Annotated in this window: 13 protein-coding genes; 2 read left to right on the top strand and 11 right to left on the bottom strand. The window is 61.2% G+C overall.

The features are described 5' to 3' along the window. Positions 1-4: 4 nt before the first annotated feature. The 8 genes from IB246_RS06745 to IB246_RS06710 form a co-directional block, all read right to left on the bottom strand. Positions 5-532: a hypothetical protein gene (locus tag IB246_RS06745; protein WP_008040777.1), complete on the bottom strand. Its 528-nt coding sequence runs from the start codon at positions 530-532 to the stop codon at positions 5-7. A gap of 108 nt (positions 533-640) precedes the next feature. Next, on the bottom strand, positions 641-1,204 hold the full coding sequence (locus tag IB246_RS06740) for a phosphonate degradation HD-domain oxygenase (protein ID WP_008040776.1): 564 nt from the start codon (positions 1,202-1,204) through the stop codon (positions 641-643). After that, on the bottom strand, positions 1,204-2,337 hold the full coding sequence (locus tag IB246_RS06735; protein WP_008040774.1) for a TIGR03364 family FAD-dependent oxidoreductase: 1,134 nt from the start codon (positions 2,335-2,337) through the stop codon (positions 1,204-1,206). Before IB246_RS06735 ends, IB246_RS06740 begins: the two co-directional genes overlap by 1 nt. A 118-nt stretch (positions 2,338-2,455) precedes the next feature. Next, positions 2,456-3,481 carry a putative 2-aminoethylphosphonate ABC transporter substrate-binding protein gene (locus tag IB246_RS06730; protein WP_008040773.1) on the bottom strand — a complete coding sequence of 342 codons (1,026 nt, stop codon included), beginning with the start codon at positions 3,479-3,481 and terminating at the stop codon, positions 2,456-2,458. Between the two features lie 40 nt (positions 3,482-3,521). Then, entirely contained in the window at positions 3,522-5,246 is a 1,725-nt protein-coding gene (locus tag IB246_RS06725; RefSeq protein WP_008040772.1) for a putative 2-aminoethylphosphonate ABC transporter permease subunit, read from the bottom strand. Then, positions 5,246-6,322 (bottom strand): putative 2-aminoethylphosphonate ABC transporter ATP-binding protein, encoded by a 1,077-nt coding sequence (locus IB246_RS06720; RefSeq protein WP_008026095.1) that lies wholly within the window; start codon positions 6,320-6,322, stop codon positions 5,246-5,248. Before IB246_RS06720 ends, IB246_RS06725 begins: the two co-directional genes overlap by 1 nt. Before the next feature lie 224 nt (positions 6,323-6,546). Beyond that, entirely contained in the window at positions 6,547-7,410 is an 864-nt protein-coding gene (locus tag IB246_RS06715) for a LysR family transcriptional regulator (RefSeq protein ID WP_008026094.1), read from the bottom strand. A 16-nt stretch (positions 7,411-7,426) separates the two neighbouring features. After that, positions 7,427-9,682 (bottom strand): heavy metal translocating P-type ATPase, encoded by a 2,256-nt coding sequence (locus tag IB246_RS06710; protein ID WP_008040771.1) that lies wholly within the window; start codon positions 9,680-9,682, stop codon positions 7,427-7,429. 84 nt (positions 9,683-9,766) lie between these two features. On the opposite strand from IB246_RS06710, the gene cadR reads away from it, so the two are divergent. Beyond that, a complete protein-coding gene (cadR, locus tag IB246_RS06705) occupies positions 9,767-10,216 on the top strand; it encodes a Cd(II)/Pb(II)-responsive transcriptional regulator (RefSeq protein WP_008040770.1) in 450 nt (149 codons plus the stop codon). A gap of 101 nt (positions 10,217-10,317) precedes the next feature. Here the strand turns inward: cadR and IB246_RS06700 are convergent, their stop codons facing one another. From IB246_RS06700 to IB246_RS06690, 3 genes are all read right to left on the bottom strand, one after another. Further along, complete coding sequence (locus IB246_RS06700) at positions 10,318-11,289, bottom strand: thymidylate synthase (protein WP_008026091.1); 972 nt, start codon at positions 11,287-11,289, stop codon at positions 10,318-10,320. 50 nt (positions 11,290-11,339) lie between these two features. Next, positions 11,340-12,152: a prolipoprotein diacylglyceryl transferase gene (lgt, locus tag IB246_RS06695; protein WP_008040769.1), complete on the bottom strand. Its 813-nt coding sequence runs from the start codon at positions 12,150-12,152 to the stop codon at positions 11,340-11,342. An 83-nt stretch (positions 12,153-12,235) separates the two neighbouring features. Then, positions 12,236-13,018 (bottom strand): sulfite exporter TauE/SafE family protein, encoded by a 783-nt coding sequence (locus IB246_RS06690; protein ID WP_008026089.1) that lies wholly within the window; start codon positions 13,016-13,018, stop codon positions 12,236-12,238. 120 nt (positions 13,019-13,138) lie between these two features. Here IB246_RS06690 and IB246_RS06685 point away from each other — a divergent pair, with 120 nt between their 5' ends. Next, positions 13,139-13,885: an NRDE family protein gene (locus IB246_RS06685; RefSeq protein ID WP_008040768.1), complete on the top strand. Its 747-nt coding sequence runs from the start codon at positions 13,139-13,141 to the stop codon at positions 13,883-13,885. Positions 13,886-13,903: the final 18 nt, after the last annotated feature.

Genomic DNA, 13,903 nt, shown 5'->3' with positions numbered 1-13,903 from the left:
TTGATCAGCGCCAGTTGAACCTCAGATAAGTGGATCTCAATGCCCAGGCAAGCTGTTTGTCCACTTTATCCAAATCGCCATCACCATCCAGATCGTGACCGAACACCATGTCAACCATGTAGCCCTCAAGGGAGTCTAAAACAGTGGCGGTGGAAACGAGGCTTCGGCCTGGTCTGTAGGAACTATCATGAAAGTGCAGATGCACGGGGTCTCGACTACCGTTGTGCGCAATATCCTCTACAAATATCTTGACATAGCGACCCCAGGCATCTCCATTGTTGAACCAATCAAGCTGCAGGAACGCTTCTGCAAACAAGTTGATTAGCTCCTCATCCTTAATGTTTTCCTTACCGTCGTTGTTCACGTCGCCATACTGAAAATCAACTTTGCCATCGGCAGTGTTATCCAGTGCATAGGCTTCGTGAACGAGCCGATCTTCGGCACCGTCAATCTCTTCGAAAAAATGCAGGATCAGGTTGTCAGCCCTGCCGTAAGCACTTCGGTCCTGGGCTGTAACTTTCAAATAACGCATGTGGCTAGCTCAAATCAATTTAGGGTCGATCAAGCTATCCCATCCTCGTAAAACGCTCTGCGCGAACAATCTCTTCATCCTGTAGGAGGTCTCACCAGTAGTTGTGGTTCAAGCCGCCCTGGACAGAAGGCCCAAAGCCTTGCGCTTCAGAACGTCGAGATCCAGAAGAGGCACGTTCATCTCCTTCGCCAACTCATCCCACTGGCGCATGCGCAAACTCACCGCGCACAACGGGTCCTGCTCGAAGGCTTCAGCCTCGGCCGGGGTCATCACCCCGCCCTGATACTCCAGGGTCCGACGGCTGGCCTCGCTCAATCGTTCGTAATACCCGGGCTCCTTGACTGTCAGGTAGCGCTTGGCCTGAACGTGGTATTCCACCAACCGCGCCATGCGTTCACTGAAACCTGCGCGACGCAGGTAATCGGCGCCCAGCCGCTCGTGGCTGACCACGCCGAAGCCGCCCATGTTCGGCGCGCTGTCAGCACAGATGTGCCCGATGTCGTGGAAGAACGCCGCCAGCACCACCTCATCATCGAAGCCTTCCGCCATGGCCAGTTGTGCGGCCTGGGACATGTGCTCGATCTGCGACACCGGCTCGCCGATGTAATCGCTGTCGCCGAAGCGCTCATACAGCCCAAACACCTCGTCGATCACTTGCGCCTTGCGGTCCATCAACGCTCTCCCAATAACGTCGCGACATTACGTTCGGCCATTGCCGGCCCGACACTCATGCCGACGCCGGTGTGCATCAGTGCCACGCTCACGCCCGGCATCGGCCGCAGGAACGAAAACGGCCCTGGCCCTCGGGAACCATAGACCCCCTGCCAGCGTTCGACCACTTGCACCTTGCAGCCCAGCGTCTGCTCGGCCAGTTCGATCATCCAGTTATCCACCTGCTCGGCATTGAACGGTGACGGATCACTGCCGTAGTGGTGGGAATCGCCGATGATCAGCTCGCCGTGAGGCGTCGGACTGATCAGCAGGTGAATGCCGTTTTCGTGCAGGTGCGGTTGCTCGCGCAGGATCTGCGCCTGCACTGCCGCTGCTTCCGGCAGATCGGCGAAGGCGCCGTAATGCACGCAACTCAAACCGGTGAGCAGCGCATGTTGCAGGTTGAGGTTGATCTGCGGGCGGGCGCGGAGCATTTGCAGGCGGCAGATTTGCGGGTTGAGCGCGGCAATCGGCTCGGCCAGCAAGGTCTGATAATCGTGACCGGAGCAGACGATGATGTGCTCGGCGTTGAAGGTGCCGGCGGTGCTGTGCAGACGGCCCGGTTCGATGTCGCGCACGAGGGTGGAGAAGTGAAACTCGACGTTCATTTCGCGGCGCAGGTAATCGATCAACGCCGGGATCGCTTCGCGGGAATACAGTTGCTGATCGTCCATCCCGTGCAGCGCAGCGCGGTGATGGCGGAACTGGCCGCCGTACAGATCGCGCAATGCGGCACCGCGCAGCAGCTCGACGCGGTAACCGTGTTCCACGGCGCGGCCGGCGCAAAATACTTCCAGCAGGTGTTCTTCGGCTTCTGTGCGGGCAAACAGGTACGAGCCGTTGCGCTTGAGTTGCAGGCCGGCCAGTTGCGCCCATTGGCCCCAGATCTCGCGGCTGGCTTTGGCCAGTTCGAGCATCGGGCCTGGTGGCTGGCCGGTGACGAGGGCTTGACCAAAGTTGCGCACCGAGGCGCCCAAGGGCGTTTCGCTGCGTTCGAAAACCGTGACTTTGAGACCGCGCCTGGCGGCGGCGTAGGCGTGGGACAGGCCGAGGATGCCGGCGCCTACGATCAGCAGGTCGTTGGGGTGTGTCATGGAGTTTTGTCCAAAGTTCGAAGCCGCCTTCGCGGGCAAGCCTCGCTCCTACAGGGGTACGCATTTCTCTGTAGGAGCGAGGCTTGCCCGCGAAGGGGCCCGTCAGCCGATGAAAATCTTACTTGGCAGCCACTTTCTCGGACTTGCCGTCATAGCGCTTGCGCCACTCGGTCAGGATTTCGTCGCGATTCTTCGACGCCCAGGCGAAGTCGTTCTTGATCAGGCGCTGCTCGTAATCCGCCGGCAATTCGGTCTGCGGCTTGGCGATACCCGGCTGAGCGAGGACGGCGAAGTTCTCTTTGTACAGCTCCATCGCTGCAGGGCTGGCCGAGAAGTCAGCCAGTTTCTTCGCCGCGTCTTCATGCGGTGTGCCCTTGATCACCGCCGTCGCTTCGATCTCCCAACCCAGGCCTTCTTTCGGCAGGATGATGTCCAGCGGTGCGCCCTGGCGCTTCAACTGAACGGCCGGGTATTCAAAGGAAATACCAATCGGGAATTCACCCGCCGCTGCCAGTTTGCAAGGCTTGGAACCGGAGTGAACATACTGGCCGATGTTCTGGTGCAGGTCGTCCATGTACTGCCAGCCCTGCTTCTCGCCGAAGGTTTGCAGCCAGGCGCTGACGTCGAGGAAACCGGTGCCGGACGAGGCAGGGTTCGGCATCACGATCTTGCCTTTGTACTCAGGCTTGGTCAGGTCCTGCCAGCTCACGGGTTTGGTCAAACCCTGCTTCTCGGCTTCGACGGTGTTGAAGCAAATGGTCGCGGCCCAGACGTCCATGCCAACCCAGGCTGGCGGGTTGGCGGCATCGCGGTAGTTGCCGCCGATTTTGCCGAGGTCCTTCGGCGCGTAGCTTTGCAGCATTCCTTGCTGATCGAGAATCGCCAGGCTCGACGCGGCCAGGCCCCAGACGGCGTCAGCCTGCGGGCGGGCTTTTTCGGCCAGCAGTTTCGCGGTGATGATGCCGGTGGAATCGCGCACCCACTTGATCTCGACGTCCGGGTTAGCCTTTTCGAAGGCTTCTTTGTAGGTCTTCAGTTGTTCGGCTTCGAGGGCGGTGTACACCGTCAACTCGGTTTTCGCCGCGAAGGCGTTCAGGCTGAAAGCGGTGAGGACAGCAGCGGCCAGGGCCAGGGGCTTGAACATGATCTTTTCCTGTTTTGAGTTGAGGTTGCGGGAGTGGAAATCAGTGACCGGGCGCGGTCTGCCGCCAGGCTTGGGAGCGACGCAGCAAACCGCGCGAGGCCCAGGCCAGCAGCAGGGACACGCCCGCCGAGGTGAACAGAATCAGGGTCGACATCGCCGCCGCGCCGCCGACGTTGCCGGCGTCGTCCATGTTCAGCACCGCCACCGCCGCGAGGATGGTGTCGGGGCTGTAGAGGAAGATCGCCGCCGAGACAGTGGTCATGGCCGAGACGAACAGGTAACGCACGATGTCCAGCAGCGCCGGCAGGCAGATCGGCACGGTGACGCGCAGGTAATGCCGGTACAGCGGCGCCTTGAGCGACAGCGCGGCGGCTTCGAACTCGGCGTCGAGTTGGCGCAGCGCCGTGGTCGCGGTCATTTGCGCGGTGGTCAGATAGTGAGCAATGGTGCAGACCACCAGCAGGGTCATGGTCCCGTAGAGCACATGCAGCGGGTTGTCGCTGAGGTTGAAGAAGAAGACATAACCCAGGCCCAGCACCAGACCCGGCACCGCCATCGGTACGAAACTGAGCATGCGCAATGTCAGATTCAGTCCGCGCTGGCCCTTGGTTTTTTCCATCAGGTAGGCGCCGGTGAAGATCAGCACGCTGCCGATCAACGCCGTGCACAGGGCCATCTTCACGCTGTTGCCGTAGGCCAGCCAACCGCCGCCCGCCGTGTCGTTGAACTGGTAATGATTGAGCGACAGCGACAGGTTGTACGGCCAGAACTTCACCAGCGACGAGAACACCGCCATGCCGAACACCAGCAGCAACACCGCGCAGATCAGCAGCACGATGGCCAGGTAGCAGCCGTCGCGCAGTTTCGACGGTGCCGGTTGAAAGACCTGCGCCCGACCGCTCATGGAATCACCGTGACGCCGGCGCAACCACGCATCGACCCCGAAGCTGAACAGCGCCGGCAGCAGCAGGACCATGCCGATCAATGCACCGCGACCGAATTGTTGCTGACCAACCACGGCTTTGTAGGCTTCCAGCGCCAACACCTGATAGTCGCCGCCGACCACCACGGGCACGCCGAAGTCAGTGATGGTCAGGGTGAAAACAAGACAGAACGCAGCGAACACCGCCTGACGCGTCGCCGGCCAGGTGATGCTGCGGAAGGCTTTCGCCGGACTGGCGCCCATGCTGGAGGCGGCATCGAACAGTCGCGCATCCGCCAGGGACAGCGCCGACAGCAGAATCATCAAGGCGTGTGGGAAGGTGTAGATGACCTCGCCCAGAACAATGCCCCAGAAGCCGTAGATATTGTCCGAGAGCAAACCGCGCAACATGCCTTGGTTACCGAACAGATAAACCAGCGCAATGCCGGGGAGCATCGACGGCGCCATCAGCGGCAACAGCGACATCCCACGCCAGATGGCTTTGCCCGGAATCAGGGTGCGTTGCAGCGCGTAGGCAAACAGGTAGGCCAGCGGTACGACAATCGCCGCGACGCTGAGGGACACTTTCAGGCTATTGCCGAGCAACCAGTGGAAATTCGCACTGGTGACCAGTTCACGCGCAGCCACCAGACCACCGCCCTGCCCGGCCTCCGAACTGAAGCCACGCCAGAAGATCGCCAGCAACGGCATCAACACCGCGACGCCGAGCAACACCAGCAAAAGGACTTTGCCGCCGACCACAAACACCCGGTCGCCGATCTCGGCACGGGAGGTCTGCCGAACCTGCTTGTGCGGTATCGGCAGCGCGATGTTCGCGCTCATCAGGCAAACACCTGCAGGCTGCGTGGCGGCAACGCGACCATGATCTGCTGCGCACCGAGGCGCGGCATGGCTTCCGGCGCCAGTTCTGCCAGCAGTGCGTGACCCGGCAGTTGATCGAGTTCGAAGCTCATGCGGCAGCGGTTGCCGAGAAAGGTGATTTCACGAACCTTGGCCGGGAACAGGTTTTCTTCATGCACCAGCGGGTTGACGTTGATCGCCTCGGGCCGGCAGAACAAACGACCCGACGCGGTTTTCGCGCTGCCATCCGCCAGACGCATGTTCATCCCGCCGACCTGGGCATGACTGTCGCTGCTGCGCTGGAAGGGCAGCCAGTTGCCTTGACCGACAAACTCCGCCACGAACGGCGTGGCCGGGCGGTCGTAGATTTCCTGCGGCGTGGCGTACTGCTCGACCTTGCCGTTGTTCATCACGGCGATCCGGTCGGCCATCAGCATGGCCTCGTCCTGATTGTGGGTGACCATCAGCGTGGTGATGCCGAGGCTGCGTTGCAGTTGGCGCAGTTCGGTGCACAGGTGCTCGCGGACCCGGGCATCGAGGGCGGACATCGGCTCGTCCAGCAACAACAACGAAGGCGCCGGTGCCAGGGCGCGGGCCAGTGCGACACGTTGCTGCTGACCGCCGGATAATTGGCCGGGGTACTTTTTCTCACTGCCGGTCAGGCCGACCAGTTCCAGCATCTGACCGACGCGCTTGCGCACTTCGTCGCGACCGCTGCCGGCGAGGCCGTAGGCAATGTTCGCTTCGACGGTTAGATTGGGGAACAACGCGTAGGACTGAAACAGAATGCCGTAGTCCCGCGCCTGAGGTGCCAGGTGCGAGACGTCGCGATCACCGAGGTACAACTCGCCGCTGTCCTGTTTCTCCAGACCGGCGATGCAACGTAGCAAGGTGGTCTTGCCACAGCCCGACGGCCCCAGCAGACACACCAGTTCACCGGCCGCCACGTCGAGGGAAACGTTATCCAGCGCAGTGAAAGCGCCGAAGCGTTTCTGCACGCCGCGCACCTTCATCGGGGCGCCGGGGTTGGTCAGGGCAGTTGCGATCGAGTGGTTCATGGACGGGCCTCATCAAGCAGATGAAGGCCATCCTAGGGATGTAATGCGTCCGTCATGTGGCAGTGAGGCCAAAACGGCTGATAGTGGTATTCAGAGATTTTGGTTCAAGTTATTCGTTGTCCGGGCTGACGCCTTCGCGGGCAAGCCTCGCTCCTACAGAGAAATGCGTTCCCCTGTAGGAGCGAGGCTTGCCCGCGAAGAGGCCCTCAGAGTCACCGCAAAACTCAGGCCGGGGCCATTTCCTGCGCCAACCCCAGAAACGCCGCCGGCAACCGCGCGCCTTTGCGTTCCTTGAGGCAGTACAAATACTCTGGAATCTGTGGCGCATTCTCGATGGTCAGCACGCGAAGTTGCGGATCATGCGGCACTTCCTGCCGGGCAATGATGCTGATCCCGATGTTGCGCAGCACCGCTTCGCGGATCGATTCACGGCTGCCGATCTCCAGCAACGGCCCGAAACTCACCCCGGCGCTGGCCAGCAATTCTTCGGTCAGACGCCGAGTGGTCGAGCCTGACTCACGCATCAACAACGTATGCCCGGCCAACGCGCTGAGCGGCACATGATCGTGCACCGCCAACGGATGATTGCGATGCACTGCCAACACCAGCGGATCGCTGCCGAGCACCCGCCGAATCAGTCGCGCATCATCGAGCAGTTGCGAGGACGCGGCGACATCCACCCGGTAATCCTCCAACGCCTCCAGCACCTGCTGCGAGTTGCCGATCTCCACCGACACTTCCACCTGCGGCAAGCGCTCGCGAAAGGTCTTCACCAGATCGAGGATGTAATACGGTGCCGTGGCGGCGATGCGCAAAGTGCCCTGGACCTGGCCGCTGTTACGCAGGAAAAACTCGATGTCGGCTTCCTGCTGCAACAGCGTCTTGACCATCGGCAGCAGCCGCGCACCTTCATCACTGACGCTGAGGCGGCGACCGCCACGGTAGAACAGTTCAACCGAGTACTGGCTTTCCAGATTGCGGATTTGCGTGGTCACGGTGGGCTGGCTCAGGCCGAGCTTTTTCGCCGCCAGGGTAATGCTGCCCAGACGGGCCACCATGTAAAACGCCTTCAGCTCGGCACTCAGCACACCCGCTCCTCATCACTTACTTGCGCAACAGGCGCAAACCGTTGAACACCACCAACAGGCTCACGCCCATGTCGGCGAACACCGCCATCCACATGGTGGCGATCCCGGCGAAGGTTACCCCAAGAAAGATAGCCTTGATGACCAAAGCGAGGGCGATGTTCTGTTTGAGGATGCTCGACGTCTGCCGCGACAGGCGGATGAACGTGGGGATTTTGCGCAGATCGTCGTCCATCAGGGCGACATCGGCGGTTTCGATGGCGGTATCGGTGCCGGCGGCGGCCATCGCAAAACCGATCTCGGCCCGGGCCAGTGCCGGGGCATCGTTGATGCCATCACCGACCATGCCGACGCTATGGCCCTGTGCATAAAGGGCTTCGATGGCTTGCAGTTTATCGGTCGGCAGCAGATCGCCCTTGGCTTCGTCGATGCCGACCTGTGCGGCAATCGCCTGCGCGGTGTGAACGTTGTCGCCAGTGAGCATCAGGGTTTTGATGCCCAGGTCGTGTAATTGCTGGATCGCCTCGCGGCTGGACTCCTTGACCGTATCGGCCACGGCGAACAGCGCCAGCGGGCCGGATTTGTCGAGCAACAGCACCACCGACTTGCCCTGTTTTTCCAGCGCAAACAGCTTTTCTTCCAGGGCGGGCGAGCACAGGTTCAGCTCTTCGACCAAACGGTGGTTGCCCAAGTGGTAGACCTGACCGTTGATTTCACCGCGCACCCCGCGACCGGCCAGGGCTTCGAAGTTATCCACAATGAGCGGTGCAAAGGTTTTATCCACAGCTGCGTTGGCGATAGCCAGCGACACCGGGTGGTCCGAGCGCCCTGCCAATGCCGCCGCAATTCCCGGGGCCGAGGCATCAGCGGTTGGGTCAAGCGACAGGTAATCGGTCTGCACCGGTTTGCCGTGGGTGATCGTGCCGGTCTTGTCCAGCGCCAGGTAATCGAGCTTGTAACCGCCCTCCAGATAAACGCCGCCCTTGACCAGAATCCCTTTGCGCGCCGCCGCCGCGAGGCCGCTGACGATGGTCACTGGCGTCGAGATCACCAGCGCACACGGACAAGCGACCACCAGCAATACCAACGCGCGATAGATCCAGTCGAACCAGACCGCGCCCATGAACAGCGGCGGAATCACTGCGACGGCCAGGGCCAGGGCGAACACCGCCGGGGTGTAGATTTTTGAAAACTGGTCAACGAAACGCTGAGTCGGTGCCCGTGCGCCTTGCGCCTGTTCGACGGCGTGGATGATCCGCGCCAGGGTCGAATTGTTGGCGGCGGCGGTGACGGAATACTCCAGAGAACCCGCCTGATTGATGGTCCCGGCGAAAACCTTGTCGCCAAGCGTCTTCTCGACCGGCAGGCTTTCACCCGTGATCGGTGCCTGATCGATGGTTGAACTGCCCGCCACCACTTCACCGTCCAGGCCGATCCGCTCGCCGGGCCGCACGCGCACCCGCGCGCCCAGCTCGATGGTTTTGACGTCCTGCAAAACCCAACTGCCATCGGCCTGCAATACCGTGGCCTGCTCCGGGGTCATCTGCATCAAACCGCTGATTGCATTGCGCGCGCGGTCCAGGGACTTGGCCTCGATCAACTCGGCCACGGTGAACAGGAACATCACCATCGCCGCTTCCGGCCACTGTCCGATCAGGATCGCACCGGTCACCGCAATGCTCATCAACGCGTTGATGTTGAGGTTGAGGTTTTTCAGGGCGATCCAGCCCTTTTTGTAAGTGCTGAGGCCGCCGCTGAGGATCGAGACCAGCGCGATAACCGCTACGACCCAGTTGGGCGCTGCGTCGGTGAAGTGAATCACTTCGGCGGCGAGCGCGGTCACGCCGGACAGCGCCAGTGGCCACCACGGTTTTTTCTCAGGTGCCGGGGCGGGTGTTTCGACGCCCTGCTCCAACGGCTCGGCAACCATGCCCAGCGACTTGATCGCGTCGATGATCGGCGCGGTGCTCGGCAAGTCATGAGTGACGCCCAGCACGCGGTTGATCAGGTTGAATTCCAGCTGCTGCACACCGGCGAGCTTGCCCAGTTTGTTCTGGATCAGCGTCTGCTCGGTCGGGCAGTCCATCGCGTCGATGCGGAAACTGCTCAGCCGCGCGTTGGCGGTGGACGTTTCGCTGAGCTTGATCAGCGACGGCGCCGCTGCTTTGGAAGAACAGCAGGAATCCCCGTGACCGCCATGGTCATGTTTCTGTACAGGCTGCAGTTTGTGGCTGTGACCAGCCTCGTGTGTGTGATCGTGTCGGGAATCGCTCATCAGGTCGCGTCCATAAGGTGCCTGTTGCCAAGTAAAGACCCTGTAGCCACTATAGGGTCAAGCACCCTTTTGGAGATTGCCGTCATGAAGATCGGAGAACTGGCCAGGCTCACGGACTGCGCCGTGGAAACCATTCGCTACTACGAGCGCGAAAACCTGCTGCCGGAACCGGCCCGCAGCGACGGCAACTACCGCGTCTACACCCAGGCCCACGCCGAGCGCCTGACCTTCATCCGCAACTGCCGCACCCTCGACATGACGCTCGAGGAAATCCGCAGCCTGCTGGCCTTGCGCGACAGTCCGCAGGATCAGTGTGAAAGCGTGAATGCGCTGATCGACGAGCACATTCATCACGTGAAAGCGCGGATCGACGGGTTGCTGGCGTTACAGGCACAACTGCTCGACCTGCGCCAACGCTGTGGCGAAGGGCCGGATATCGATCAATGCGGGATTTTGCAGCGGTTGGAAGTGAGCGGCGGGGTTGTGGCGACGGAGGTTGAGCATTCGCATGTGGGCCGCAGTCATGGGCATTGAGGGCCTCTTCGCGGGCAAGCCTCGCTCCTACAGATTTACACTAACCCGTAGGAGCGAGGCTTGCCCGCGAACACCGCGAACACCGCGAAGCGGTGCCCGTCTCAGACAGCCATCGGCGCCGTCATCGGCGCATGGTGCTGATAACCCTCAAGCGAAAAATCACCCGGTTCGATCAACTCCAGCCACTCCGGCTGATACACGCCCGTCTTGGCAAACTCCGGCACACGATCACTGATCACCAGTTTCGGCATCGGGAACGGCTCGCGCTTGAGCTGTTCGTTCAGCATGTCCAGGTGGTTTTCGTAGACGTGCGCGTCACCGATGAAATAGGTGAACCAGCGCGGCGTATAACCGGTCAGGCGACCGATCAGGCTCAGCAACGCAGCCCCTTCGGTGAGGTTGAACGGCGTGCCCAGGCCCAGGTCGTTGGAGCGGATGTAGAGGGTCAGGGAAATTTCCTTGGTCTCGACATTCGGGTGGAACTGGTACAGCAGGTGGCACGGCGGCAGGGCCATTTCATCGAGCTGCGCGACGTTCCAGCCGTGGAACAGGATGCGGCGGCTGCCCGGGTCCTTGATGATGGTGTCGACGCACTGGCGGATCTGGTCGATCGCCTTGTACAGCACCACGTAGGCCTGACCGTCTTCTTCGCCTTCAGCGATCTGGCGGTAGCCTTGCTTCAGGGTCTGCTCGATGGCGGCCTGGTTGCTGACCGGGATCTGCTTGTACGCCGGCCATTTGCGCCATTGCACGCCGTAGATCTCGCCGAGGTCGTCTTCACCCTGGCGGAACGGGTTGGCCAGCCATTGCGCGTTTTCGTTGGCGTTCTGGTCCCAGACCTTGCAGCCCAGCGCACGGAATTCGGCGGCGTTGTTCACCCCACGCAGAAAACCGCACATCTCGCCGATGGCCGATTTGAAGGCCATCTTGCGCGTGGTGATCGCCGGGAAACCTTCTTGCAGGTCGTAACGCAGCATCGCGCCCGGAAAGCTGATGGTGTTCACGCCGGTGCGGTTGGCCTGTTTGGTGCCGTTCTTGATGACGTGGGCGACCAGTTCGAGATATTGCTTCATGAGTTACCTGTGTCCTTGAACCCGGAGGCCATCGCCCCCGGGATTCGAATTTATACGGCTGCCGCTGGAGTCGCCGGGGCGCGGCGATACGCCAGCCAGATCAGGAACAGCCCGCCAACGATCATCGGCACGCAGAGCACCTGGCCCATGGTCAGCCAGTTCCAGGCCAGATAGCCCAGTTGCGCGTCCGGTACGCGGACGAATTCGACGATGAAACGGAAGATGCCATAGAACAGCGCGAACATCCCGGACACCGCCATGGTCGGCCGTGGCTTGCGCGAGAACAGCCACAGGATCAGGAACAGCGCGACGCCTTCCAGCGCGAACTGATACAGCTGCGACGGGTGACGCGGCAACTGCGCCGGATCGCTGAACGGCGGGAAGATCATCGCCCACGGCACGTCGGTCGCCTTGCCCCACAATTCGGCGTTGATGAAGTTGCCGATACGCCCGGCGCCCAGGCCGATCGGCACCATCGGCGCGACGAAATCCATCAGCTGGAAGAACGACTTGTTGTTCTTCTTACCGAACCACAACGCCGCCAGCATCACGCCGATGAAGCCGCCGTGGAACGACATGCCACCCTTCCACACTTCGAAAATCAGCGTCGGGTTGGCCAGGTAAGCGTGCAGATCGTAGAACAGCACATAGCCCAGGCGACCGCCGACGATAACGCCCATCGACATCCAGAAGACCATGTCGGAGAGCTTCTCCTTGGTCCAGGTCGGGTCGAAACGGTTGAGCCGGCGCGACGCCAGCAGCCACGCACCGCCGATGCCGATCAGGTACATCAAGCCGTACCAGTGGATTTTCAGCGGACCGATGGCCAGGGCCACCGGGTCGATCTGCGGGTAAGGCAGCATTGCGACTCCTCGTTAGAGTTGAAAGCTTCAAAATTCCCGGGCGACGCTGCCACCTCAGGATTAAGCCAGGATTGTGCGGTGCGTCAGATCAGAAAATTCAAACCCACGCAGAACAGCAAAGCGGCGAACAGTCTTTTCAGCAACTTCGGCGACAGGCTGTGGGCCAGTCGCGCACCGAGGCGGGCGAAGACCATGCTGGTCAGGGCGATCCCCAGCAGCGCCGGCAAATAAATAAAACCGAGACTATGAGCCGGCAGCAACGGATCGTGCCAGCCCAGAATCATGAAACTTAATGCACTGGCCAGCGCGATGGGCAGACCGCACGCCGAGGACGTGGCCACCGCTTGCTGCATCGGCACGCTGCGCCAGGTCAGGAACGGCACGGTCAGCGAACCGCCGCCAATCCCGAAAATCGCCGACGCCCAGCCAATCACACTGCCGGCCACGGTCAGACCGACTTTACCCGGCACCGTTCGGCTGGCCTTGGGTTTGACGTCCAGCATCAACTGCACGGCGATGACCAGGGCAAATACGCCGATGATTTTCTGCAGGTTTGGCCCGGAGATCGCTTCGGCTGTCAGCGCGCCGAACCCGGCGCCGAGCAGGATGCCGACGGTCATCCAGGCAAAAATCGGCCAACGCACGGCACCGCGGCGATGATGCTCGCGCACGGCGTTGACCGAGGTAAAGATGATCGTAGCCAGGGATGTGCCGACCGCCAGATGCGTCAGGATCGAGGCGTCGAAACCCTGCAAGGTGAAACTGAACACCAGCACCGGCACGATGATAATTCCGCCACCGACGCCAAACAGGCCGGCCAGCACGCCTGCACAGGCGCCGAGCGCCAGATAGAGCAGAAATTCCATGTACGACCCCCAAAGAAGAGCGGCATGGTAACGGATGCATGGCCTTCGGCTCCACTGGATGGCGATGGATACCCGCACAATGACTGCGTAGAGTGGGCAAAAACACACAAGGACCACCTTATGTGCCTGATTGTCTTTGCCTGGCGCCCGGGCCACGCCCAGCCGCTGATCGTCGCCGCCAACCGTGACGAATTCTATGCCCGGCCCAGTCTGCCCTTGGCGCAATGGCCCGAAGCACCGCACGTCTACGCCGGTCGTGATCTGGAAGCCGGCGGCACCTGGCTCGGTGTCGGCGCCAACGGGCGCTTTGCGGCGCTGACCAATATTCGCGATCCCCATCAACCGGCCGCTCGAAAATCCCGAGGCGAACTGGTTGCGCGATTTCTCAGCGGCGACATGCCGATAGATGATTATTTGGACGACGTTGTCGGACGTTCACTCGAATATGCCGGTTTTAACCTGCTGATCGGCAATGCCAATGAACTGTGGCACTTCAATGCCCGAGAGCTTGAAGCGGTGCTGCTGCCGGCCGGGGTGTATGGGTTATCGAATGCTGGTCTGGATACGCCGTGGCCGAAGTTGCTCAAGGCGCGAGCGGCGTTGGAGGCTGTTCTGGAGGATCCGCAGCCTGAGGCGTTATTGGCGTTGCTCAGTGATTCGCAGACAGCGCCTTTTGCAGAGCTGCCGGATACCGGGGTAGGTCTGGCGACCGAGTCGTTGTTATCGAGTGTGTTTATTGCCAGCCAGAGTTATGGGACGCGGGCGAGTACGGCGTTGATTGTGCAGGCGGATGGGACGCGGCTGATGGTCGAACGGAGTTTCGGGCCGTATGGCGGGCATCTTGGGGAAGTTGAGGTCAGGGTTTAGATTTTCGGCGTACTAGGG

It is taken from the genome of Pseudomonas sp. PDM01 (assembly GCF_014852325.1).
Classification (GTDB): domain Bacteria; phylum Pseudomonadota; class Gammaproteobacteria; order Pseudomonadales; family Pseudomonadaceae; genus Aquipseudomonas; species Aquipseudomonas migulae.
The sequence above is the reverse complement of the archived record's forward strand: the minus strand, read 5'-3'. Positions and strand labels throughout refer to the sequence as shown.